The following is a 24,820-nucleotide window of genomic DNA, read 5'->3' as shown; positions in this document are numbered from 1 at the left end:
TTTATCTTATTTTGTAAACGCTTACATATTCATTCGAAAAATTTCCTCTTTCTCCGGAAAAAATCTAAATGCTGCTAAACAACCCTGTTCATTAAAAATATTCCCCTTACTATTAAACCCTGTTTTTTCTCCGATATATATATCAAACATCATAGAAAGAGGAGATTCATCATGAAAAACATGTCTTGCAAACTTGTTGTATCAGTCACTCTGTTTTTCAGTTTTCTCGCCATAGGCCCTCTCGCTCACGCGCAAACAAGCAGCGAGAAAGAAGTTATTGTGGTTTATAAAAATAAAGCCGTCAAAGATACCGTCCTTGACAGCGATGCTGAGGTTGAACAGCAGTATAAGCACCTTCCAGCTGTAGCAGTCACAGCAGATCAGGAGACAGTAAAAGAATTAAAACAAGACCCTGATATTTTGTATGTTGAAAACAATGTTTCATTGACCGCAGCGGGCGGCACAGATATCAAAGTGCTTTCAGGCAGCACTAAGGCCTCTGACAACTTCGGGCAGTGGAACCTTGAACCAATTCAAGTAAAACAGGCTTGGAAAGCGGGACTGACAGGCAAGAATGTCAAAATTGCAGTCATCGACAGCGGGATCTCCCCCCATGATGACCTGTCGATTGCCGGTGGGTTTTCAGCTGTCAGCTATACCTCTTCTTACAAAGATGATAACGGCCACGGAACACATGTCGCAGGGATTATCGGAGCTAAGCATAATGGCTACGGAATTGACGGCATCGCACCTGAAGCACAAATATACGCGGTTAAAGCGCTTGATCGGAACGGTTCGGGGGATCTTCAAAGCCTTCTTCAAGGAATCGACTGGTCGATCACAAACAGGATGGATATTATCAATATGAGCCTTGGCACGACGGCAGACAGCAACATCCTCCATGACGCCGTGGACAAAGCATATGAGCAAGGCATTCTGCTTGTTGCCGCAAGCGGAAATGACGGAAACAGCAAGCCAGTGAACTATCCGGCCGCGTACAGCAGTGTCGTTGCGGTTTCAGCAACAAATGAAAATAATCGGCTTGCCTCCTTCTCAACGACTGGGAATGAAGTTGAATTTTCAGCGCCGGGAACAAATATCACGAGCACTTACTTAAACCAATATTATGCGACTGGGAGCGGAACATCACAAGCGACACCTCACGCCGCTGCCATGTTTGCTTTGTTAAAACAGCGTGATCCTGCCAAGACAAATGTGCAGCTTCGAGCGGATATGCAGAAAAATATCTTTGATCCGGGAGCTCCAGGCCGCGATCAGCAATTTGGCTATGGCTTAATCCAGTATAAAGTGCAGAAATCAGACTCAGGGTACACGACGACAGAACAAGCAGTAAAAAAAGCGGAACAAACAAAAGCACAAACCGATATCGACAAAGCGAGAAAGCTCGTCAGCAAGCTTCCGAATTCCAATGCCAAAACAGCCCTGCAAAAAAGACTGGATAAAGTACAGTCATACAGAGATGTAAAAGATGCGAAAGACAAAGTGGCAAAGGCGGAAAAATATAAAACACAGCAGACCGTTGATACAGCACAAACTCCTATTAATAAGCTTTCAAACGGAACAGATAAAAAGAATCTGCAAAAACGCTTAGACCAAGTAAAACGCTACATCGCATCAAAGCAGGCGAAAGAGAAAGTGGCGAAAGCGGAAAAAAGCAAAAGGAAACCAGATGTTGACAGCGCACAATCAACAGTCAGCAAGCTTCCGGCAGGTTCAGAAAAAACGGGCCTGCAAAAACGCCTGAACAAAGTGAAGAGCGCCAATTTGAAAACAGCGCAGCAATCTGTATCTGCGGCTGAAAAGAAGCCAACCGATGCAAATGCGGCAAAAGCACAATCAGCAGTCAATCAGCTACAATCCGGCAAAGACAAAACGTCATTGCAAAAACGGGTAGATAAAGTGAAGAAAAAAGCGGCAGCAGCCAAAGCAAAACATATCGAAACTGCCAAAACCAAAGTTAAGAAAGCGGAAAAAGACAAAACAAAAAAATCAAAGAAATCCGCTCAATCCGCAGTGAATCAGTTAAAAGCATCCAATGAAAAAACAAAGCTGCAAAAACGGCTGAATGCCGTTAAACCGAAGAAGTAACCAAAAAGCCTGTAAGACTTATATTTTAGGGTCTTAGAGGCTTTTTTTTATTCAAAAAAACAACCATACGCAACCTTTTTCCCATTTTACCCGCAGGCTTTTTCTACTATTGCTATCAAGCGATGAACATCATAAAATGAACGTTATTACAGTTATCACCACATATGGAGGGATTGTGACTGGCAGGCAGGCAAGCCCCAATGATGCAAAGGGAGTATAAATGCCTAAAAACAGGGCATTTTCAACTCTTCTTTTCGTGTTGGACTCATAACGGCGCCATGGATACCCCCTTATTCTCATGCTCCGTCACCGATGCGGGCATTTTTTGTGCTGTTCCTGCACGTTTTGTCATTTTCAGCCGGTATTTCTCACTTTTTTCACTTTGATTGTCAACTTTTCATTTGATACGATAAACAAGCCGACTTTTCTTCTGCAAAGGAGGTTTTGATTGCTTGCAAAAAGAAATCGCAAAAGAACTAGTGCTCCTCGCAGGAGGAAAAAGCAATATTATCAGCATCAGCCATTGTACGACTCGTCTTCGTTTTAATATAAAAGACGAGACGAAAATCGATATACAAGCCATAGAAAACCTGCAAGGCGTACAGGGCACCTTTTTTCGATATGGGCTATTCCAGATTATCTTTGGAGCGGGCGTCGTTCATAAAATATATAAAGAAGTCGTTCAGATGTGGGAGGCCATGCCTTCTAAAGAACCTGTTCAACAGAAAAAGGCCAGCCGAAAGCTGAACCCTGTCGCAGCATTTGCAAAAACACTATCCGATATCTTTGTGCCGATCATCCCTGCAATAACGGCAAGCGGCCTGCTCATGGGGCTGATCGGGATGATTAAGGTGTTTCACTGGTTCGCAGCGGGAAGTCCGTGGATCAAAATACTTGATCTCGTGTCCAGCACAGCCTTTATTTTGCTGCCGATTTTGGTCGGCTTCAGTGCCGCACGGCAATTTGGCAGCAACCCTTATTTAGGGGCAGTGCTGGCAGGGCTCCTGACGCATCCTGATTTGCTGGACCCATCTATGCTCGGCAGTAAAACTCCCGCTTTCTTAGACATGGGAGGGCTGCATATTCCGTTGATGGGCTATCAGGGTTCCATTATACCGATTCTTCTCTCCGTTTATGTCATGAGCCAAATTGAGAAGCTCTTAAAATTGATTGTGCCGAAGTCGCTTGATGTCGTCATCATTCCTTTTATTACAGTTATGGTGACAGGGTGCCTCTCACTGATAATGATGAATCCCGTTGCGTCCATCATCGGTCAGATCATGACACAGTCGATTGTCTATATTTATGATCACGCCGGCATTGTTGCCGGAGCCCTGTTCGGCGGCATTTACTCCACTATCGTTCTGTCTGGCCTGCATCATAGCTTTTATGCGATTGAGGCAACGCTGCTTGCTGATCCGCATGTCGGCGTGAACTTTTTAGTGCCGATATGGTCGATGGCGAATGTGGCTCAAGGCGGAGCGGGCCTTGCGGTTTTCTTCAAAACAAAACAATCAAATTTGAAGAAAATTGCGCTCCCCGCTTCCCTGACCGCGTTTTTAGGCATTGTAGAACCGATTATATTCGGAGTAAATGTCAAACTGATCCGTCCCTTTATCGGAGCCGCCATCGGCGGCTCTATTGGCGGAGCATACGTGGTTGCAGCTCATGTCGTTTCGAATTCCTATGGGCTGACAGGCATTCCGATGATTTCGATCGTGCTGCCGTTCGGCGCCGCCAATTTTGTTCATTATATAATCGGTATTTTGATCGCAGCCGTCTCTGCTTTTATAGCTACATTGTTTCTCGGGTTTAAAGAAGAGACAGAATAACTGGATTTATTCGTTTTCATTCATAAAACGGGGGATGAAAGGACAAAAAAGCTATGAAAATTAAAAGAATTTTAAATCATAATGCTATCGTCGTAAAGGATCAAAATACAGAGAAGATTCTCTTAGGTGCAGGAATCGCGTTCGACAAAAGGAAGAATGATATTGTCGACCAGTCAAAAATAGAAAAAACGTTTGTCAGAAAAGATACAGATGACTATAAGCAGTTCGAAGAGATTTTAGAAACATTGCCGGAGGATCATATTCAGATGTCCGCGCAAATTATTTCCCATGCTGAAAAAGAGCTGAACATCAAAATCAACGAGCGAATTCACGTCGCCTTTTCAGACCATCTTTCCTTTGCGATCGAACGCCTGAGCAAGGGAATGATCATTAAAAACCCGCTGTTAAATGAGATCAAAGTTCTTTACCCGAAGGAATTCCAGATCGGCTTGTGGGCCAGAGCCCTGATTAAAGAGAAAACAGGGATTCACATTCCCGATGATGAAATCGGCAATATCGCCATGCACATCCATACAGCAAGAAACAATGCAGGGGATATGACACAGACGCTTGATATTACAACGATGATCCGTGATATTATCGGGATTATTGAAATTCAGCTGTCGATCAATATTGTGGAGGATACCATCTCTTATGAACGGCTTGTGACCCATCTCCGCTTTGCCATTCAGCATATCAAAGCGGGCGAATCCATTTACGAGCTGGATGCGGAAATGATCGACATTATTAAAGAGAGGTTTAAAGATGCCTTCCTGTGTGCCCTAAGCATCGGCACATTTGTGAAGAAGGAGTACGGCTTTGAGTTTCCTGAAAAAGAATTATGTTATATCGCCATGCATATTCAGCGGTTTTACCAGCGGTCAGTTGCACGCTGAGACAAAACAAAAACGCTTTTGAGATGATCAAAAGCGTTTTTACATTTATTGGTTCATTGCCGGATTGCTGATCGTACTCCACTTCGTATATGACATGTAGTGGAAATATTGATCGCGATACGGGTGTTTCGTATTGGAATTCCAAGGCTTTTCTCCGCCGCAGAAGTGAACAATAGCTGGGTTCTCTCTCGTTTCTCTATATTGCTTCTGGCCTGACAGTGTCGCAGGCTTTTTTTGTTTTAAAATGATATAAGTTTGAGCGTTCCAACGCGGATGAAGTTCATACCACTTATCATACAAGATCGCATTCAGTGCATCTTGGTCATGCAGCACAAGAAAATCTTCGTCAGGGTGTTCATTGATAAAGTCGATAACTTTTTCTGTGATGTTTTGCTTTCTCCAAGGTTCAAAGTCGATAATCATGATACCTGAGTTAAAATACTTCCCTGTATCACTGACGTTCATTTCTTTCAAGCGTTCATGCTGTCCTGCATCCTCAACAGCAGCAACAGTATACGGCGCAATATCCAAGTCCCACAGTTTTGAAACATCCTCAAGAATCAGCGCATCACAGTCGATATAAATCATTCGTTTGATGTTCTCATCCTTAATTAAGTCAGGAATTGAAATGCGGTAATACGCCGCTTTTGTAATATGGGTGCTCTCTACCGCATATTCATACATATTGGGGTCCACTTCTAAAAACTCAATTGGCACGCCGAATTTCAAAGTGGTTTCTTCCAATCTCTTTTTGTTATCAGGTTCAATTCCGCCATCAATGACGTATAATTTTACCGCTCTCTCCTGATCCATATTTGTCAATAAAGAAACGAACATTCCACCTAAATGACGAGCATAATTATCATCTGCGCATGACACGATATGCATAACTTCATCTTTCTTCAATGGTATTCATCTCCCTTTGTGTTGTACAAGTTACATTCCCGATTTCAAAAAAATAAACACCATTCATCCAAAAATTTTTTGATAGAATGTGCTGTACAACAAAAAGGGTGTCATGTCTTGAACATCCGATAAAGCCAAAAAAGGGCAAAAAAACTTACGAGCATAATCGCTTCAGCAACGGGAATATACCACGGCCAAGTCCCGAGAACATCCAAAAGAGAAGCTCCGCTCGGTTTTTTCGTCAAATACATATAATTCGCGTCAAGCCACCGGTCAAGCAGATAAATACAGACTCCGTACACATTAACAATGAGAACTGTCTTCCATAAAGAACGCTGCCTGAGCCTGAACGTCCCAATTACCGACATCAGCAGACAAGACAGAAACACGGATCCATGCGAAATAAAAAAGAGGATATAACGGATATGCGGAAATGAAAACATCCCGAGATCAGGAGTGGCAAGCGCCTGAATTGAGCTGCTGATGCCGGCAAAATACAAAAATACAAACAGCACCCTGCTCTTGGTCAACAGCATGATGGCTGACAAATACACCGACAGGTCACTGAGCTGGAGGGGCAATGAAGTGCGCACCGACCACATGCCTGCGGCGATCATCCATATATGATAACCGATTTGCGAACCAAGCAGCAGAACCACCAGCAAATGACGTAAAAAACGGCTGATCTTAAAGCGTTGGACCATCCCTCGGAACAGAAACAACAGCACGGCCAAAAGGGTGATGATCGACAATGTCACCACGTGCTCTGCTGAAAAAAGCTGGAATGGGTCATGTTTATAGACGGATTGAACATATTTTTGCAAGACTGCACCCCATTTGCGGGTTTTTGTTTATTTTGGCGTTATTCGGGCTTTTTTTATTCAATCAATAACGATACTCGACCTGTCCGCCCTTAAAGCACTTTTTACAGGTATAAAGAATGATCTTTTCAAAAACACTCCTATCTTGCAGGGAATTCCTTTAGCATCCCGAAATATTCCCCATCCATACATTAGGGGAGGTTTTATTCTGATGAAAAAGCTTTTGACTGTAATGACAATGGCCGTTGTAACTGCCGGCACGATTTTCACGCCGACACAAAGTGTCACCCCTGCTGCCCGCGCTGTTCAAATAGCAGATAGTGAGCAGGAGCTTCCATTCCAAGCAAAGCGGGCGTACTCCACCATTTCCCAGCTCAGTGAAGCAATCGGTCCCAGAATAGCCGGAACTGCCGCTGAAAAAAAGAGTGCCCTATTTATCGCCTCGGCCTTGAGAACACTAAATCTGGATGTGAAGGTTCAACGATTCAGTATTCCTGACAGGCTTGAGGGAACACTTTCTTCAGAAGGACATGATATTCTTCTTCGAGCGGCATCCGGGTCAGCCCCAACTGAGAAACAAGGGCTGACGGCGCCGCTTTACAATGCCGGCTTAGGTTATCCAAAGGACTTCACCGCTGACATTAAGGGCAAAATCGCCTTAATCTCCAGAGGAGACCTGACATTTTACGAAAAAGCCAAAAATGCCGAAGACGCCGGAGCGAAGGCCGTCATCATTTATAACAACAAAGAAAGCCTCGTGCCTGTGACGCCAAATCTGTCAGGAAATAAGATTGGCATCCCTGTGGTCGGTATTAAAAAAGAAGACGGTGAAACCCTTACTCAGCAGAAAGAAGCCACCTTAAAACTAAAAGCAATCACTAACCAAACCTCCCAAAACATCATCGGAATCAAAAAGCCCAAAAATATCAAACATCCAAACATTGTGTATGTGACAGCCCATTACGATAGTGTGCCTTTTTCACCCGGAGCAAATGACAACGCCTCGGGAACCTCTGTCGTGCTGGAAATGGCGCGTGTCTTAAAAAGTATTCCTTCTGATAAAGAAATCCGCTTTATCGCTTTTGGCGCTGAAGAGCTCGGTCTGCTCGGCTCCTCTCATTATGTAGATCACCTATCTGGAAAAGAGCTGAAAAAAAGCGAAGTGAACTTCAACTTAGACATGGTAGGCACAAGCTGGGAGAAAGCGTCTGAGCTGTATGTCAACACATTGGACGGCCAACCGAACGAGGTTTGGGCATCCAGCCATACCGCTGCTGAAAAAATTGGATTTGACAGCCTGTCTCTCACACGGGGAGGATCTTCTGATCATGTGCCGTTCCACGAAGCCGGCATTGATTCGGCTAACTTTATATGGGGTGACCCGGAAACTGGAGAAGTCGAGCCATGGTATCATACCCCGGAAGACTCGATCGAGCATGTCAGCAAAGAACGCCTCCAGCAAGCGGGTGATCTTGTAACAAACGCTGTCTATCAAGCTGTGAAAAAAGAGAAGAAACCGAAAACCATTAAGAAACAAACGAAGGCGGAAACCTCTGATATTTATGAAGATATCAAATAAAAAAAGACGGCGCATCTGCCGTCTTTTCAGCGTGATATTTCTCTAATCTACTTCTTTCTTAATCCCCAGCATTTTCTCGTCTAAGTAATGGGCGATCTCCGCGGCTTCCTTCAGCTCATCTGTTAATTGCTTAGGAACGTCATTGTTCAATTTGTAGTAAATTTTATGTTCAAGGCTCGCCCAGAAATCCATCGCGATCGTCCGAATTTGAATTTCTGCTTTGACATATTCCACGCGGTTCGTTAAATTCACAGGCATCTCAATAATTAAATGCAGACTTCGGTAGCCGTTCGGTTTAGGCGTCTGGATATAATCTTTCACTTTTACAATTCTCAAATCTTCATGCTGCTTTAAAACATTCACGACATTATAAATATCTGAAATAAAGGAACAAATAATGCGTACACCGGCAATGTCATTAATGTGCTCCTTCATTTCCTTCGTCGTAATCTCACAGCCCTTTCTCATTAACTTATTCACAATACTCTCAAAGCTTTTGACACGGGATTTCGTATGTTCAATCGGATTGTGACCGTGTATAAGGTTATATTCCTGGCTGATAATTGAAAACTTTGTATCCAAGGCATCCAGCGCAAATTTATAAACTAATAATTCATTTTTCCAATCTTCCATTACTGTTTTTAAATCGTCCATATGCGTTACAGATAAATCCATTTTCATCATCTCCTTTAACGGATATTTATCCGCTGTCCATGTACTAGACGTGTCTGGCTGCTGCAAGGTTTTGTGAATTTTTCTTCACAAAATGCAATCAAATGTAACAAAAAAAGATCGCCCAAACGAGCGATCTTTCTTTTCATCGGAAGTAACTGATCAATAATCCGATCGAGAGCAGGAATCCGAAAAATGTATTTGTTTGGGCTGTTGATTTCATTGCGATAATCATATTCATCGGCATTTCTTTTTGGACGAAGCCCTTCACTGCCTGAACCGGCTTAGGCACGCTCAAAAAGACAACAAACAGCCATGGGCTTGCGGCACCGGTGATGACCAAGCCGACAACCCAAATATAAGCGACAGCAAACGACGCAGCCAAGAGAGTAACAGCTCCCTTATGCCCCATCAAAATTGCCAATGTTTTGCGCCCGCCTTTTTTGTCCTCTTCAATATCGCGAATGTTGTTCGACAGGTTAATCGCGCCGACAAGAATGGCAATTGGGATTGAAATCAAAATGCTTTGCATATAGATCTTATCAGTCTGAATAAAAAACGAAATCAGCACAAACATCGAACCCATGCAAATGCCTGAGAATAACTCACCGAACGGCGTGTATGCAATCGGCAGCGGTCCGCCTGTATACAGGTAGCCAATCGCCATGCCGACAAGGCCGATCACAGCGAGCCACCAGCTGCTGTTCGCGCAAATATAGACGCCGAGCAGGATGGCAATCCCGTATGACGCGAGAGCTAATTGCAAAATCGTCTTAGGCTTCATTCCGTGACGTACAATGGCTCCTCCGATTCCGACAGACTCTGCTGTATCCAACCCGCGTTTAAAATCATAGTATTCATTAAATAAGTTCGTCGCGATCTGAATCCATAAGCAAGAAAACAGCATAGCCAGAAACAGCAGCAGATCAACTTTCACATAAAACATCGCCAAAACCGTTCCGAGCAGCACAGGCACAAACGATGCGGTTAACGTATGAGGACGGGTTAACTGCCAAAGGATCTGCCCCATGCTTTCTTTTTCCGGCGCTGTCTGACCCTTATTTGTTTGGTTCATCTTCCTCTTCCTTTCTATTAAAAGGCTTACTTTTTTTCAGCCGGCAGCTTTGATAAAAACTCCTTTTGCTTCCTTATCTATCATAATGACTTCTCCCCCATTTCACAAGATACCGCAAGAAGGCGTTTTCTTTCTTATTATACGCTTTCTGTCCCGATATCATTAGGTTTCCGCTCTCACCTGAACAAATAGGTACAGAAAAATTTTTTTAAATGCATTACGCTTTTTAAAAGTTAAAGAAAGATCTTTTGACTCCAGTGATCTTTCCCTTTATGATCAGCAAGAAGCTCCCGTATGATAAAGATTCACTTTCAAAAGAAGACGCCGATATATTAATCTGAGGGAGATTAGGGAAAAAATGAAACTTTTTGATGATTTATTCGTCAATACTCATGTAATTGTCGAAAAAACGGGAAGGGAATTTTTGATATGCTGCAATTGATGAAACAGCTGTATGAAAAACCCGCTGTCAAGTGGGCATGTCATACAGGATTTTATTTGATGATACTGCTCGTTTTGTTTTTTATGTATGGTTTTCACACCGCGAATACCGGTTCATATATTTATAACGATTTCTAAATGGAGAGAGAATAATGATGAAACTTTTACATGCTATTCAAACAAATGCGGAATCTTATCCGCAATCGGATGCCTTCCGCTCTCAAGGCCAGTCGCTCACATATCTGGAATTATGGGAGCAGTCTGACCGCGCGGCTGCCGCGATCCAAAAACGCATATCCGGAGAAAAGAAATCTCCTATCCTTGTGTACGGCCATATGGAGCCGCACATGATCGTTTCCTTCTTAGGGAGCGTTAAGGCAGGACACCCTTATATTCCGGTTGATATGTCCATTCCGTCCGAGCGGATTGCGAAAATTATCGAAAGTTCTGGAGCAGAATTGCTGATCCATACAGCCGGACTTCCAATTGATGCAGATATTCAGACGGTTTCTGCGGAAGAACTGCTGGAAAACACGGACGGCCCTGTCAGCCAAGATCAATGGGTCAAGGAACACGAGACGTTTTATATCATTTACACTTCCGGAAGCACAGGAAATCCTAAAGGCGTGCAGATTTCCGCTGCGAACCTTCAAAGCTTTACAGACTGGATTTGTGCTGACTTTCCAGTTAACGGAGGAAAAACATTTTTAAACCAAGCACCGTTTTCATTTGATTTATCTGTCATGGATCTTTATCCGTGCCTTCAATCAGGCGGGACTTTACACTGTGTAACAAAGGACGCTGTGAATAAGCCGAAAATCTTATTCGAAGAGCTGAAAAAATCCGGGCTGAATGTGTGGACATCAACCCCTTCCTTTGCACAGATGTGCCTGATGGACCCAGGGTTTTCACAGGAGCTGCTGCCTGAAGCAGACACATTTATGTTTTGCGGAGAGGTTCTGCCGGTTTCTGTTGCAAAAGCGCTGCTTGAGCGTTTTCCGAAAGCAAAAATCTTTAATACGTACGGTCCGACTGAAGCGACAGTGGCTGTCACATCTGTTGAAATTACAGAGGACATCATCAGCCGCAGCGAATCGCTGCCAGTAGGCTACGCGAAGCCAGATATGAACATTATCATTATGGATGATCAGGGACAGCCGCTTCCTGATGGAGAAAAAGGAGAAATCATCATTGCAGGGCCTAGTGTAAGCCAAGGCTACCTTGGAGAGCCCGAGCTGACTGATAAAGCGTTTTTCTCTTATGAAGGCGAGTGGGCGTACCGAACTGGCGATGCCGGCTTTATCCAAGATGGTCAGATTTTCTGCCAAGGGCGTTTGGATTTCCAAATTAAACTTCACGGCTACCGAATGGAGCTGGAGGAAATTGAGGTCCATGTCAGACAGTCTCAATACGTTCGCTCTGCTGTCGTGATCCCGTATCAGCCAAACGGAACCGTTGAGTATCTGATCGCAGCTATTGTGCCTGAGAAGCATGAGTTCCAGAAGGAATTCCAGCTGACAAGCGCCATTAAAAAAGAGCTTGCCGCTTCCCTTCCGGCGTATATGATCCCGAGAAAATTCATTTATCAGGATCACATTCAAATGACGGCTAACGGCAAAATTGACCGAAAACGCATCGGTGAAGAGGTTCTTGTATGACGCCTTACAGCTCGTTTTTATTTTTTATACTGCTTGGCATTCTTCTTCTGCCGACAATCATACTCGGCTTGAACGGAAAAAGATTTCAAGCATACAACATGTTCATATCTATCGTTATATTGGCTTTGATTTTTTCGCACGACTTACACGGGGCCATCGCGCTATGCCTGTTTACGGTATGGCAGGTGCTCCTGATCAGCGGCTATCTGGCATACCGGCAGAAAGCGAATAGCGGCTTTGTTTTTTGCGGAGCTGTTATCGCGTCGATTCTGCCTTTATTCTTGTCAAAAATATGGCCGTTTCTTTCACACCCGCAGCCGCATCAGCCGACACTTAACCTGATCAGCTTTTTAGGGATTTCGTATTTAACCTTTAAAGGCGTTCAGCTGATTATGGAGGCAAGAGACGGCCTGCTGAAAGAACAGCTGCCGCTGCACCGCTTGCTGTATTTCATCCTGTTTTTCCCGACGATTTCTTCCGGCCCGATCGACAGATACCGCCGATTCGTCAAGGATGAACAGAAGGCTTGGACAAAAGAAGAATACGCCGACCTATTGTATACTGGAATACATAAAATCTTTATCGGTTTCCTGTATAAGTTTATAATCGGTTATGCGATCAATACGTACTTCATCATGAATCTTCCCGCGATCACGCACAATAAGATTCTCGGGAACTTGCTGTACATGTACGGCTACAGCCTGTATTTGTTCTTTGATTTCGCCGGCTACACCATGTTTGCCGTCGGGGTCAGCTATATCATGGGTATTAAATCACCGGAAAACTTTAATAAACCGTTTATCAGTAAAAATATTAAAGATTTCTGGAATCGCTGGCATATGTCTCTGTCATTCTGGTTCAGAGATTATGTGTTCATGAGATTCGTATTTTGGATGACAAAGAAAAAGTGGATCAAAAACCGTATGGCCACCTCAAACATCGGGTATTTCCTGCTGTTTATGCTGATGGGGGTTTGGCACGGGCTTGCGCCGCAATATATCATCTACGGCCTCTATCATGCCGTGCTGATGACGTGCTACAACTTTTTCGAGAAATGGAATAAGAAATACAAATGGCTGCCGTCCAACCGGTGGACAACGGTTCTTGCGATTGTGATCACGTTCCATTTCGTTTGCTTTGGATTTTATATTTTCTCAGGAAAACTATTTCATCATCATTAAAGGAGATTAGAAAGCTATGGAATTTAAACAAGAGGTATTAGACGTTTTAGCAGAGGTTTGCCAGGATGACATCGTAAAGGAAAATCCTGATATTGATATTTTTGAAGAAGGTTTGCTTGATTCTTTTGGAACAGTAGAATTGCTGCTTGCGATTGAAAACCGTTTTGATATTTTAGTGCCGATCACTGAATTTGATCGGGATGTTTGGAATACGCCTAATAACATTGTAAACCAGCTGTCTGAGTTGAAATAATGAAAAAGCGTTTTTTCGGTCCAATTATTTTGGCGTTTATTCTATTCGCAGGCGCCATCGCAATTCCATCTTCATGGCTGACAGGCTTCATTACCGATAAACGGGTGAAGGAGTCAGCAACAGCCTTGAATCCAAGCATGTTTCAAGGGCTTTATTTACAAGATCAAGCACTCGAAGATCCGGCATATCTTCCGATTTACGGATCTTCTGAGCTTTCTCGGCTGGATGAATTCCACCCATCTAATTACTTTCAAGTAAACAATGAAGGGTTCACGCCATACCTTGTCGGCAAAGGCGGCTCCCAGTCGTTGATTCATTCCTTAAACTTCGCTGCCCATAAGGATCAGCTGAAGGGCAAAAAAATCGTATTCATCGTGTCCCCGCAATGGTTTATTAAGCGCGGATCTGATGAACAGCATTTCGCGCCGAATTTTTCCGCGCTGCAAGGGCTTGATTTGGCATTTAACGAGCAGATCGATCCCGATGTGAAAAAGTACATGATGAAACGCATGCTGCGCTTTAAAGTCGTGAAAAACGACGCGGTTCTTTCCGAGCTGTATAAAGCAATGATAAACGACCAGACATGGAAAGTGAACGCGCTGAAACCGGCGGCAAAAGTCTACTACAGCATGCTGGAAAAGAAAGACATGTATTATTCAACGATGGAATCCTCCGGGCCAAAGCGTTATATCTCGCAGTCGGTAAAGGACAAGTCATGGTCTGAATTAAATAAACTCGCAGATCAATCAGGCAAACGCCACTCCGGATCTAACGATTTTCACATCGACAACCCCATTTATAAAAAGCTAAAGCCGAAAGTGCCTAAGCTAAAAGGGACAAACAAAAGAAAATCGTATGCAGTGTCACCGGAATACAAGGATTTTGAGATGATGCTTGATATCCTGAAGGATGCGGGTGCAGAGCCTATGTTTGTCACCATTCCTGTTAACGGAAAATGGTACGACTATACCGGCTTCCCGAAAAAAGGACGCACTGACTATTACAAAAAGGTGAATAAACAGATCAGAGCCAAGGGCTTCCAGGTTGCTGACTTTTCAGGACATGAATATGATCCGTATTTCATGAAAGATACCATTCACATCGGCTGGAAAGGCTGGGTGCATGTCGATAAAGCAATCGACGAGTTTTACAAAACCGGAAAAGTCACTTCATCCTGAGCATCTCTTAGGACGCGGTTGCATATTTCCTGCTAAGATTTGAAATAGTAAAGGAATCACAGCCAACAGATAAGAGGTGTTACATCTATGAAGATGACAGGCAATACGGTGTTAATTACAGGCGGTTCCGCCGGCATTGGGCTTGAACTGGCCAAAAGGCTGCTGGAGCTCGGCAATGAAGTCATTATTTGCGGACGCAGCGAAACACGTCTAACCGAAGCGAAACAGCAGCTCCCGAACATCCATACTAAGCAGTGTGATGTTGCGGACCTTTCTGAACGTGAAGCATTATCTGAATGGGTTCTAAAGGAATTTCCGAATCTGAATGTTCTCGTCAACAATGCAGGCATTCAAAAGGAAATTGACTTCAGAAAAGGGACAGAGGAGCTTTTCGTGGACGGAGATGAAATAGAACTCAATTTTCAAGCGCCTGTCCATTTATCAGCCCTTTTTACTCCTCATTTGATGAAGCATTCCGAGGCGGCAATTGTTCAGGTCACATCTGGGCTTGCGTTTAACCCGTTAGCAGTTTATCCGGTGTACTGCGCAACGAAAGCGGCGCTTCACTCATTCTCGCTTACGCTGAGACACCAGCTTCGCAAGACGAGCGTGGAAGTAATAGAAATGGCGCCTCCTATGGTGGACACAGCATTAAACCAAAAATCACGTGATAAACAAGGTCTGACGTACCGCGGCCTTTCAACTGAAGAATATGTTCAGTATTTCTTGGACGGTCTAAAGGAAGGCAAACAAGAAATTACAAATGAACGCGTCGAAGGACTTCGGAATGCCACTCGCGCTGATTATGACAAGGTGTTCGAGCAAATGAACACGCAGGAGAATTAATTTCTCCTGCTTTTTTCTTATGAATTTCTTGCAAATTTACGTAAACCTATTGCGAATATTTGTTGAAGGTATACAATAGAATATAAATTATTTTCAAATAAGTTTGATAATATAAACAATTTAACAACAGGGAGATTGACCATGACTAAACAAACGATTCGCGTTGAATTGACATCAACTAAAAAACCAAAACCAGATCCAAATCAGCTTTCGTTCGGAAGAGTGTTTACAGACCACATGTTTGTAATGGACTATGCGGCGGATAAAGGATGGTACGACCCAAGAATCATTCCTTATCAACCCTTTTCAATGGACCCGGCGGCAATGGTATATCACTACGGCCAAACCGTGTTTGAAGGGTTAAAGGCTTACGTGTCGGAGAATGACCATGTCCTGCTTTTCAGACCGGAAAAAAATATGGAACGCCTGAATCAATCAAACGACCGCCTTTGCATCCCGCAAATCGATGAAGAACAAGTTCTGGAAGGTTTAAAACAGCTTGTTGCCATCGATAAAGACTGGATTCCGAATGCAGAGGGCACATCTCTTTACATCCGTCCGTTCATCATTGCAACCGAGCCTTTCCTCGGCGTTGCGGCATCTCATACGTATAAGCTCTTTATCATTCTCTCTCCGGTCGGTTCTTATTATAAAGAAGGCATCAAACCAGTCAAAATCGCCGTTGAAAGTGAATTTGTCCGCGCGGTAAAAGGCGGAACGGGAAATGCCAAAACCGCAGGGAATTATGCTTCAAGCTTAAAAGCTCAGCAGGTTGCTGAAGAGAAAGGATTTTCTCAAGTACTCTGGCTGGACGGCGTTGAGAAAAAATACATCGAAGAAGTCGGAAGCATGAACATCTTTTTCAAAATCAACGGAGAAATTGTAACACCGATGCTAAACGGAAGCATCCTTGAAGGCATTACACGCAATTCCGTCATCGCTTTGCTTAAGCATTGGGGCCTGCAAGTTTCAGAACGAAAGATTACAATCGATGAGGTCATCCAAGCCCATAAAGACGGCATTCTGGAAGAAGCCTTCGGAACAGGAACAGCAGCTGTTATTTCCCCAGTTGGCGAGCTGATCTGGCAGGATGAAACACTGTCGATTAACAACGGTGAAACAGGAGAAATCGCGAAAAAACTATATGACACAATTACAGGCATTCAAAAAGGCGCTGTCGCAGACGACTTCGGATGGACAACCGAAGTCGCAGCGCTGACTGAAAGCAAGTAAGCAAAAAGCCGGCACTGAATGCCGGCTTTTTTTACGCTTCAATTTTGTTAAAGAACTGCGGCAGGTACGCTTTGTGCGCCTCCAGCATTTCGTCTAAAATCTGTTTGGCCACAGTATCGGATGGGACGAGCGGATTGATCGTCATGGCGAGGAGCGCTGTTTGATAGTCGCCTGTGACCGCCGCTTCTGCCGCGACACGCTCAAATGATTTAATTTGCTGGACGAGGCCTCGGACAGATACCGGCAAGTCACCGACAGCAATTGGCTGAGGGCCGTTTTTCGTCATCACGCAGTTTACTTCAACCGCTGAATCGTCTGGGATGCTGGCGATTGCCCCGTTATTCACCGTGTTTACCGGCTGAATATCGTGTTTATCATTGTAAATGGAGCTGATTAAATTACAAGCTGCATCGCTGTAGTAAGCGCCTCCCCGCTTTTCCAGCTGCGGCGGTTTGATCGCAAGGTTTGGATCTTTATAAAGCTCAAACAGCTCTTTTTCGACCTTCTGCACCACTTCAGCGCGGGTGCCTTCTGTTTGTGATGCTTCCAGCTCGTGCTCAAGCATCTCTTTTGTTTTGAAATAGTAACGGTGGTAGCCGCAAGGAATGATATCAAGCGCTTTTAAAAATTCCGGCTCCCATTCTGCGCCTGAAATATTTTTCATCGTCATCGCGTTTTCCGGGTCACCCATCGCTTCGATGACTCGATCCTTCACACTGACGCCGTCCAAGAAAACATCGAGCCCGAACACCATATGATTCAGTCCGGCGAATTGGACTTCTACACGGTTCACATCTACATCAAGCGCTTTGGCAACACCCATTTTAATGCCGATTGGAACGTTACAGAGACCGACGACTTTCTTCAGGTTAGAGTAGCGAAGCAAGGCTTCTGTCACCATGCCGGCAGGATTTGTGAAGTTGACGAGCCATGCGTCCGGGCAAAGCTCCTCAATGTCTTTCGCGATTTCTAGGATAACCGGAATCGTACGCAATCCTTTAAACAGGCCTCCCGGGCCGTTCGTTTCCTGGCCGATAACCCCGTATTTTAAAGGGATGCGCTCATCCTTGGCTCTTGCCTGCAGAAGCCCGACGCGAAACTGGGTCGTGACAAAGTCTGCACCCTTCAACGCTTTTCTCCGGTCGAGCGTAAGGTGAATATCGATCGGGACGCCAGCTTTTTCAACCATTCGTTTGGCGAGCGTACCGACAATATTCAGCTTTTCTTCGCCCTCAGGGATGTCAACGAGCCATAATTCTCGGACAGGCAGCTCATCATACCGTTTAATCAACCCTTCCACTAGCTCAGGCGTGTAGCTTGAACCTCCGCCAATCGTGACAATCTTCAATCCTTTTGTCATATGCTTGCTCCCCTTTGTTCGGTGATTTTTTCATATAACTCAATGAACTCCGCCGCCAGATCCTTCACTGTCATCGCATTCATTAAATGATCCTGTGCATGCACCATCAGAAGTGTCATTTCCGTTTTTTCTCCGCCCGCTTCATTTTGGATCAGCTCTGTCTGATAATGGTGGGCTTTTGATAATTCTTCTGCGGCGTCTTGAAGCTTTTTCCGCGCTTCTTCTGGATCACCGCTTTTCGCAGCGGCAATGGCCTCCATTGCAGAGCTCCTTCCATTTCCTCCGTGAAGAATTATTTGAAAAATAATTTGCTCCATTTTTTCATTCACGCGATTCACTTCCTTTCTCTATAAAGCCGCTTCTTTGTCATCTGATGCTGCAGGCGTTTGAACCAGCTCTAGATCGTTTTCTTCTTTCAGCTTCTGTTTATCCCACATTCTAAAGAACGGGTAGTAGACGACAAAGGATACGGCGATATTAATGACTTGCATAACCGCACCTGAGACCTTCCCTCCTGTCGCCAGATAGCCTGAAAAGATCGGCGGCATGGTCCACGGAACCGCGATCCCCGCCGGCTTAGCAACAAGGCCGGTGCTCATCCCGATGTAAGTAAGGACCACTGCGACAAGCGGGGTGATGAGAAACGGAAGCAAAAGCATCGGGTTCATAACGATTGGCATTCCGAAAATAATCGGTTCATTAATATTAAAGACGGCCGGGCCGATCGCAAGCTTTCCGAGCTGCTTCATTTGTTTGCTTCGTGCGCGCAGAAACATCGTGACAACCAGTGCCAAGGTAGCGCCGCTTCCACCGATATTGACCCAGATATCGAAAAACTGCTGGGTAAAAATCTTCGGCAGCTCCTCACCGGCTTGGAAGGCGATCCGGTTGATATCCATAGCGCCGTACCAAATCGGTGCCATGACGCCGCCGACAATGTTTGCGCCGTGAAGACCGCAGGCCCATAAAAGCATTTTGACAGCTTCTGCAACAAGGCTTCCTCCGAGGCTTCCGCCAAGAATGGAAAGCGGGGTCCCCAGTAAAACGCTTACAATGTTATGAAGACTCTCAAACGGTGTTGCTTCCACAAGAAGCCGGGCTGCCCAAATCAGAAAGATGACGGCAAAGCCGGGAATTAACGCGACAAATGATTTACTGACTGCCGGGGGAACGCCATCCGGCATTTTGAAAACCAAGTTGCGCTGGATAATGAGTCGGTAAATCTCAGTCGACACCATCGCGATAATCATGGCGACAAACAGGCCTTTGCTTCCCATCAGCGAGAGCGGAATTCCGCCGCCGACCATGATTTCTTTCGTCGTACCGTCTGGTATAAACGGCACTTGATAAGGTGTTGCCAACAGAAATGCTGCAAGTGAAATGGCTCCGGCTGACAGGGCATCAACGCCGTATTTCTCGGCGAGCCGGTAGGCGATGCCGAACGCGGCGACAAGGCCCATAATTTCAAAGGTAGCGTCGACTGGATAAGCCAGCTTTTCAGACCATGAACTGCCAAACGTTTTTGCCATAAATTCAGCATATCCCGGTATCGGGAGGTTGCCGATGATGAGGAAAAAGGAACCGATGATAATGAGCGGCATCGTGAGAATGATACCGTCACGAAGCGCCTGCAAATGGCGCTGGCCCGCAATTTTCCCCGCTATAGGCATGACCTTTTCTTCTAAGAATTGATTGATTTTATTCACATAGCCCGCCCCTCTCTACGACACCTGTCCAAGCAGTTCAGCTGATTTCAGCACTTCCGCCCCGTTGCACGTGCCATAATGGACGGAATTGATAACGTCTACCGGAACCCCCTTTGTCTCTCCTAATTTTTTCAGCTGCGGAAGCATGTAACGGACTTGCGGGCCGAGAAGCAGCACATCCGCTTTATCGATATGATTCTGTACAGAATCGCCTGAAACTGCCCAAATGGTATATTCTTTCCCTTGTTCCTGCGCACTTTTTTCCATTTTGCTCACCAGTAAACTTGTAGACATACCTGCTGCACAAACGAGTAATATATTCATGTAAAAGACCCCCTAGAGTTTAATCAATTTTGTTAAGTCCTGCTGTTAATATCATCATATTATGAAATCGCTTTCATAAACACTCAAGGTTTTTCCGCAAGAAACGGAAAAAAGGTATATACAGACTGTCCGCTTAACGATTTTGGTCAAACACCTCTAAAAGTTCTTGATACGAACGGCTTTTGATCAGCTGGTTCACGGCTGCCGGATCGTCCAAAATGCTGCCTAGTAGTTTATACATGTTTTGCAAATCCGCTTTGTTCTCCTTTTCGACACAGAGCAAACAGACAAATTGAACACGCTGATTCTCCCAATCTATCGGTTTTTTTAACGTACAGACGGTCCAAAATGTTGTTTTTGTCTGCGGGACGAGCGGGTGCGGAATGGCAACAAGATTGCCAAAGCACGTTGGCGACATGTCTTCTCTTTCAAAAATTGAATCTATGATGTCGTGATTGGCATAGCCGGAATTAACCGCTTTTTGCCCTAAAAACTGAATCACTTCTTCTTTTGAGCGCATATCCTTCTGAAAAAAAACAAGTTCTTCTTTTAGATAGCGGGCCGCTTTTGCTTTTTCGTCACTTAAGATGGATTCAATTTTTACAAAGTCGGTGCCGCCCAAGAGTGTATTGACCTTCAGCACTGGTACAGGGAGAGCTTTTTTGATTGGGATGGTGCTGAGGATCAAATCAATCGATTCAAAGGACATTTGGTCAAGACTATAATACTCAGCGGTTCCTAAAATATCGAGCCGCTTGCCGAAATGGGAGCGGAGTTTTTCGCGCAGCAGCTGAGCGCTCCCGGCACCAGATGCGCACACAATGATACAGCGCTTCGGCGGGCTTTCTGTTTTTTTTCGTTCAATGGCGGCACCGAAGTGGAGAGCTAAATACCCAATTTCATTTTCATGAATATCGATACCCGTTTGTTCCTTTATGACTATTCCCGCAATGATTCCAGCTTCAAAAGCGAGAGGATAATGTTCCTTGATTGCTGCCAGCATTGGGTTTCGCAGGTTCATGCCGTATCGGTTGCGGCTGATCGCCGGCTTCACATGCAAAGCCAAGCCGATTTTCAGCTCGTTGTCATGCAGAATGCCAAACTTCAGTTCTCGATCAACAGCTTCCATCATCGTTAATATTAGCTGATCAGTTTCTTTGTCTATTGAAAATGAGTTCTCCCCGCATTGCAGCTGTGTCACTCGTTTTGTGCCGAGGAGATGCATAGCGATATAGGCCGTCTCGTCTTTCGGAAATGTAACAGCTAACGCTGATTCCAGCTCTTTTACAATGGCTTCAGCAGCCTGATATTCTTTTTGATGCAGGATATGATCCATATCTTCCGGGAAAAGAGATACATAGTTTTCCGTTCTAATCCGTTTACAGGCGATAGCGATATGTATGATGAGGTTATTCAGACCTAAGCTGGACAGAGGAATGCGGTCGTTTTTGATTTTTGTCAGGATGGCGGAACGGATGATGTCGATTTCTTTAGTTGGCAAAATATCAGCCTTTTCATTCAGAATATCAAGCTCTGTTTCTCTTTCATCGACGATGTACTCCGCCATACAATACCTCATCTGCACCTCGTCCCCGCGCAGCTTAAAGCCATAATTCGGACGTGTTTCCATAACGATGCGGTAAGGAAGCAGCCGTTTCTTCACTTCTTTTAAATCGGCTTGGAGTGTGGATTTTGAGATATACAGTTCTTCAGCCAGTTCATCAAGCTTGAGATAATGCTCAGCCAGCAGCAGCCTTTTCAAAAGATAGGCCATTCTCTCCTCCGGCAGCACCGGCAGGCCTTTTTTTTGCTGAAACACATCTTGCAAAAGCATTCTGAATGTCTGCTCGTCATGAATGCGGAGTTTGTAACCGGAGCCTCTTACCGATTGGACAAAGGCGCCATGACTGCTCAGCACGCTTTGCAGTTCCTTTATGTCATTGCGGACTGTCCGCGTCGTCACGTTTAATTGCGCAGCAAAAAACGAGCTTGTCACCGGGGCTTCAGCCGCCATCAACAAGCGCAGAATATCACGAAGTCGCCCATGAAGCATGAGAAAAACCTCCTATCAAGTAGAAATGCACGGATCAAATGAATAGGCAGAAAGGATCGAGAAGGAATACGAAATGTATATAAATTCTATAATGGGGAGAATTTCAAGTCAATGAACATCGGCGGGACGAGAGGGAAAATTACCCATAATAAAAAAACAGCCGGCTCAGCCGGCTGTTTTGGACACCTTGCGATCCTTCATGATTTTTCGAACAATCGGATATATGATCGGCGCCCACTTGATAACGGTTTTAATCATTTTTTTCAAAGCTCCGATTCTCCCTTCTTTTTTCTCAACCATTCCCCTGATTGCCTTTTGTTTAAACATGCTAACGCGAGACGTACCTGTTTCCCGTCACCCAGAAACGCCACGGATAATCGCGCGCCTCTCCGCTATTGTCGATGCCGATGCGCGGGCCGGTTGAGATGTCTTCCGGTGTATACCCGCTTTCAATATAAAGCGGCTGTTCCGTGATCCAGCGTCCGTAGTCATTCATCGTGACGCCAAGCGCTTTCGTCAGCTTTCCGGGCCCGTTTGTCCATTCTCTCGGACGGCGGCCTGTCCTTCTCTCCTCCATTAACAGCTGACCTTCATGCGGCTCAATCGCTCTGATTAATACCGCTTGCGGGACATCTGTTTCTGCGGCAACAACATTCAGCAATGTATGAGTGTGCATCACATATGTATACACCCGCCCAGCTTCTGCAAACATAATCTCTGTCCGCTTCGTACGGCGGTTGTTAAAGCTGTGAGCCGCTCTATCTTCGGCACCCATGTAGGCCTCTGTTTCCACAATATAACCTGACGCTGTGCCTTCGTCTGTTTCTTTTACTAGAAGGCAGCCGAGAAGCGACGGGGCAAGCTCAAGAGCGCTTTTTTGATAAAACGTGATCGGCATCGGCTTTATTTCTCTCGTCACGAATCGACCTCTCCTTTTACCGTTTTTTGTACATTGTACCATTCCCGAAGCAGCTGAAAAAAAACGGCGGTTTTAAAAACTTTTCATTCAGGGCATATTGTTACCGTTCAAAAAAGGAGGGTCAACGAATGAAAGATGATCATCGGAAAAAACATCACGGAACAAATGCACAGGGCAGCGAGGATGCGCTTTCTCATAAGACATCAGGGAAAAACGAGTCAGAGGATACCTTAACGAACAGACAAGGGCATCCTGTAACTGACAACCAAAATGTGAGAACAGTCGGGAATAGAGGGCCTACAACACTTGAGAACTATGATTTTCTCGAAAAAATCAGCCACTTTGACCGCGAGCGTATTCCTGAGCGGGTTGTACATGCAAGGGGAGCGGGTGCACACGGATATTTTGAAACGTATGGAAGCTTTGGAGACGAGCCAATTTCAAAGTACACCCGCGCCAAGCTTTTTCAGGAAAAAGGCAAAAAAACGCCTGCATTTGTCCGTTTTTCTACTGTGAATCACGGAAAACACTCACCTGAAACGTTGAGAGACCCGCGCGGTTTTGCCATTAAGCTTTATACCGAAGATGGAAACTGGGATTTGGTCGGGAACAACTTGAAAATCTTTTTTATCCGCGACCCGCTGAAATTCCCAGATCTTGTGCACGCATTTCAGCCTGATCCAGTGACCAACATCCAAGACGGTGAACGTATTTTCGACTTCATTTCTCAGTCTCCCGAAGCGACACATATGATTACCTTCTTGTTTTCACCTTGGGGCATACCGGCCAACTACCGGCAAATGCAAGGCTCCGGTGTACACGCTTATAGGTGGGTGAATGAGGAAGGCAAAGCTGTTCTCGTGAAATACCACTTCGAACCGAAGCAGGGGATCCGCAACCTGACACAGAAGGAAGCAGAAGAGATCCAAGGGAAAAACTTTAACCATGCAACACAGGATTTATATGACGCGATAGAAAATGGCGATTATCCAGAATGGGAAGTGTATGCCCAGATCATGAGCGATGACGCTCATCCTGAACTGGACTTTGATCCGCTTGATCCGACAAAGCTTTGGTATAAAGACGATTTCCCATGGAAGCCGATCGGTAAATTGGTTCTTAACAAAAATCCGGAAAACTACCATGCGGAAGTGGAGCAAGCCTCATTCGGAACGGGTGTGCTTGTCGACGGGCTTGATTTTTCAGATGACAAACTGCTTCAGGGGCGGACGTTTGCCTATTCTGATACGCAGCGCTACCGTGTAGGTGCCAATTACTTGCAGCTTCCGATCAACTCGCCGAAAAAACATGTTGCCACCAACCAGGAAGGCGGGCAAATGCTGTACCGGATGGATAGAGCAGAAGGACAAAACCCGCACGTCAACTACGAACCTTCCATTACAGGCGGGCTGAAGGAAGCGAAGCAGGACGGAAAAGATCATACGCCCCATGTCGAAGGTGATGTAAAGCGTGAAGCGATCGACAGAACGAACAACTTTGGACAAGCCGGGGAGACGTACCGGAGATTCACTGAGTTTGAACGAAACGAATTGATCACAAACCTGGTGAATACGCTTTCCACATGTCAAAAGGAAATCCAAGACCAAATGATTGAGAACTTTACAAAAGCTGACCCTGACTACGGAAAACGCGTAGCGGAAGGATTGAAAAAAGTCTCCGAAACCAACAACAACGGACCGATCGGCACAACTAAGACTGAACAGGCCGCAAAGCAGGCTGAACAGGAAAGTCACCCGTCTGATCCGTATTAACAAGCA

At 45.0% G+C, this 24,820-nt stretch carries 23 protein-coding genes and 1 pseudogene; 12 read left to right on the top strand and 12 right to left on the bottom strand.

What is annotated here, in order from left to right; all coding sequences use genetic code 11:
- Positions 1 to 171 precede the first annotated feature (171 nt).
- The 3 genes from BTW01_RS14690 (at position 172) to sacY (ending at position 4,837) form a co-directional block, all read left to right on the top strand.
- The gene (locus tag BTW01_RS14690; RefSeq protein ID WP_162103745.1) at positions 172 to 2,109 is read left to right on the top strand and encodes a S8 family peptidase; all 1,938 of its coding nucleotides are present in this window, start codon (positions 172 to 174) and stop codon (positions 2,107 to 2,109) included.
- 452 nt (positions 2,110 to 2,561) lie between these two features.
- The gene (locus BTW01_RS14685) at positions 2,562 to 3,941 is read left to right on the top strand and encodes a sucrose-specific PTS transporter subunit IIBC (RefSeq protein WP_162103744.1); all 1,380 of its coding nucleotides are present in this window, start codon (positions 2,562 to 2,564) and stop codon (positions 3,939 to 3,941) included.
- Between the two features lie 53 nt (positions 3,942 to 3,994).
- Positions 3,995 to 4,837 carry a transcription antiterminator SacY gene (gene sacY, locus BTW01_RS14680; protein ID WP_162103743.1) on the top strand — a complete coding sequence of 281 codons (843 nt, stop codon included), beginning with the start codon at positions 3,995 to 3,997 and terminating at the stop codon, positions 4,835 to 4,837.
- Positions 4,838 to 4,882: 45 nt separating this feature from the next.
- Here the strand turns inward: sacY and BTW01_RS14675 are convergent, their stop codons facing one another.
- Positions 4,883 to 5,743: a glycosyltransferase family 8 protein gene (locus BTW01_RS14675; RefSeq protein WP_162103742.1), complete on the bottom strand. Its 861-nt coding sequence runs from the start codon at positions 5,741 to 5,743 to the stop codon at positions 4,883 to 4,885.
- A 110-nt stretch (positions 5,744 to 5,853) separates the two neighbouring features.
- Complete coding sequence (locus BTW01_RS14670) at positions 5,854 to 6,567, bottom strand: TIGR02206 family membrane protein (protein ID WP_162103741.1); 714 nt, start codon at positions 6,565 to 6,567, stop codon at positions 5,854 to 5,856.
- A gap of 208 nt (positions 6,568 to 6,775) precedes the next feature.
- Between BTW01_RS14670 and BTW01_RS14665 the strand changes: the two genes are divergently transcribed.
- Positions 6,776 to 8,143 carry a M28 family metallopeptidase gene (locus tag BTW01_RS14665; protein ID WP_162103740.1) on the top strand — a complete coding sequence of 456 codons (1,368 nt, stop codon included), beginning with the start codon at positions 6,776 to 6,778 and terminating at the stop codon, positions 8,141 to 8,143.
- A 42-nt stretch (positions 8,144 to 8,185) separates the two neighbouring features.
- On the opposite strand, the gene ywaC is transcribed toward BTW01_RS14665, so the two are convergent.
- The 3 genes and pseudogenes from ywaC to BTW01_RS14650 all read right to left on the bottom strand — a co-directional run bounded on the left by ywaC (position 8,186) and on the right by BTW01_RS14650 (position 10,189).
- On the bottom strand, positions 8,186 to 8,818 hold the full coding sequence (gene ywaC, locus BTW01_RS14660) for a GTP pyrophosphokinase YwaC (protein ID WP_003222250.1): 633 nt from the start codon (positions 8,816 to 8,818) through the stop codon (positions 8,186 to 8,188).
- A 142-nt stretch (positions 8,819 to 8,960) separates the two neighbouring features.
- Positions 8,961 to 9,890, bottom strand: a complete 930-nt coding sequence (locus BTW01_RS14655) for a 1,4-dihydroxy-2-naphthoate polyprenyltransferase (protein WP_162103738.1) — start codon at positions 9,888 to 9,890, stop codon at positions 8,961 to 8,963.
- Between the two features lie 162 nt (positions 9,891 to 10,052).
- A pseudogene (locus tag BTW01_RS14650) lies at positions 10,053 to 10,189 on the bottom strand (hypothetical protein).
- A gap of 130 nt (positions 10,190 to 10,319) precedes the next feature.
- Here BTW01_RS14650 and BTW01_RS14645 point away from each other — a divergent pair.
- From BTW01_RS14645 to BTW01_RS14615, 7 genes are all read left to right on the top strand, one after another.
- Complete coding sequence (locus tag BTW01_RS14645) at positions 10,320 to 10,469, top strand: teichoic acid D-Ala incorporation-associated protein DltX (protein WP_162103735.1); 150 nt, start codon at positions 10,320 to 10,322, stop codon at positions 10,467 to 10,469.
- A gap of 17 nt (positions 10,470 to 10,486) precedes the next feature.
- The gene (gene dltA / locus BTW01_RS14640; RefSeq protein ID WP_162103984.1) at positions 10,487 to 11,989 is read left to right on the top strand and encodes a D-alanine--poly(phosphoribitol) ligase subunit DltA; all 1,503 of its coding nucleotides are present in this window, start codon (positions 10,487 to 10,489) and stop codon (positions 11,987 to 11,989) included.
- Entirely contained in the window at positions 11,986 to 13,170 is a 1,185-nt protein-coding gene (gene dltB, locus BTW01_RS14635; RefSeq protein WP_162103733.1) for a D-alanyl-lipoteichoic acid biosynthesis protein DltB, read from the top strand. Before dltA ends, dltB begins: the two co-directional genes overlap by 4 nt.
- A gap of 16 nt (positions 13,171 to 13,186) precedes the next feature.
- Positions 13,187 to 13,423 (top strand): D-alanine--poly(phosphoribitol) ligase subunit DltC, encoded by a 237-nt coding sequence (gene dltC / locus BTW01_RS14630; protein ID WP_039075079.1) that lies wholly within the window; start codon positions 13,187 to 13,189, stop codon positions 13,421 to 13,423.
- Positions 13,423 to 14,601: a D-alanyl-lipoteichoic acid biosynthesis protein DltD gene (gene dltD, locus BTW01_RS14625; RefSeq protein WP_162103730.1), complete on the top strand. Its 1,179-nt coding sequence runs from the start codon at positions 13,423 to 13,425 to the stop codon at positions 14,599 to 14,601. Before dltC ends, dltD begins: the two co-directional genes overlap by 1 nt.
- An 87-nt stretch (positions 14,602 to 14,688) precedes the next feature.
- A complete protein-coding gene (locus tag BTW01_RS14620; RefSeq protein WP_162103728.1) occupies positions 14,689 to 15,447 on the top strand; it encodes an SDR family oxidoreductase in 759 nt (252 codons plus the stop codon).
- A 141-nt stretch (positions 15,448 to 15,588) separates the two neighbouring features.
- Positions 15,589 to 16,680 carry a branched-chain amino acid aminotransferase gene (locus BTW01_RS14615; RefSeq protein ID WP_162103720.1) on the top strand — a complete coding sequence of 364 codons (1,092 nt, stop codon included), beginning with the start codon at positions 15,589 to 15,591 and terminating at the stop codon, positions 16,678 to 16,680.
- A gap of 31 nt (positions 16,681 to 16,711) precedes the next feature.
- Here the strand turns inward: BTW01_RS14615 and licH are convergent, their stop codons facing one another.
- The 7 genes from licH to BTW01_RS14580 form a co-directional block, all read right to left on the bottom strand.
- Positions 16,712 to 18,040, bottom strand: coding sequence for a 6-phospho-beta-glucosidase LicH (licH, locus tag BTW01_RS14610; RefSeq protein ID WP_162103718.1), 1,329 nt, complete (start codon positions 18,038 to 18,040; stop codon positions 16,712 to 16,714).
- On the bottom strand, positions 18,037 to 18,369 hold the full coding sequence (gene licA, locus BTW01_RS14605; RefSeq protein ID WP_162103715.1) for a PTS lichenan transporter subunit IIA: 333 nt from the start codon (positions 18,367 to 18,369) through the stop codon (positions 18,037 to 18,039). The genes licH and licA overlap by 4 nt, the downstream gene beginning before the upstream one ends.
- Positions 18,370 to 18,387: 18 nt before the next feature.
- Complete coding sequence (gene licC / locus BTW01_RS14600) at positions 18,388 to 19,746, bottom strand: PTS lichenan transporter subunit IIC (protein WP_162103713.1); 1,359 nt, start codon at positions 19,744 to 19,746, stop codon at positions 18,388 to 18,390.
- A gap of 15 nt (positions 19,747 to 19,761) precedes the next feature.
- Positions 19,762 to 20,070 (bottom strand): PTS lichenan transporter subunit IIB, encoded by a 309-nt coding sequence (gene licB / locus BTW01_RS14595; protein WP_162103710.1) that lies wholly within the window; start codon positions 20,068 to 20,070, stop codon positions 19,762 to 19,764.
- A gap of 133 nt (positions 20,071 to 20,203) precedes the next feature.
- Entirely contained in the window at positions 20,204 to 22,123 is a 1,920-nt protein-coding gene (licR, locus tag BTW01_RS14590) for a transcriptional regulator LicR (RefSeq protein WP_162103708.1), read from the bottom strand.
- 165 nt (positions 22,124 to 22,288) lie between these two features.
- Positions 22,289 to 22,423, bottom strand: a complete 135-nt coding sequence (locus tag BTW01_RS14585; RefSeq protein ID WP_162103706.1) for a hypothetical protein — start codon at positions 22,421 to 22,423, stop codon at positions 22,289 to 22,291.
- Positions 22,424 to 22,451: 28 nt separating this feature from the next.
- Positions 22,452 to 23,042, bottom strand: a complete 591-nt coding sequence (locus BTW01_RS14580) for a DNA-3-methyladenine glycosylase (protein ID WP_162103704.1) — start codon at positions 23,040 to 23,042, stop codon at positions 22,452 to 22,454.
- A 128-nt stretch (positions 23,043 to 23,170) separates the two neighbouring features.
- Here BTW01_RS14580 and katX point away from each other — a divergent pair, with 128 nt between their 5' ends.
- Complete coding sequence (gene katX, locus BTW01_RS14575) at positions 23,171 to 24,814, top strand: catalase KatX (protein ID WP_162103701.1); 1,644 nt, start codon at positions 23,171 to 23,173, stop codon at positions 24,812 to 24,814.
- The last annotated feature ends 6 nt before the right edge of the window (positions 24,815 to 24,820 follow it).

The sequence above is a fragment of the Bacillus sp. SKDU12 genome (assembly GCF_010093085.1).
In the GTDB taxonomy this organism is placed as follows: Bacteria; Bacillota; Bacilli; order Bacillales; family Bacillaceae; genus Bacillus; species Bacillus mexicanus.
This window is presented reverse-complemented; position numbering and strand designations above follow the sequence as displayed.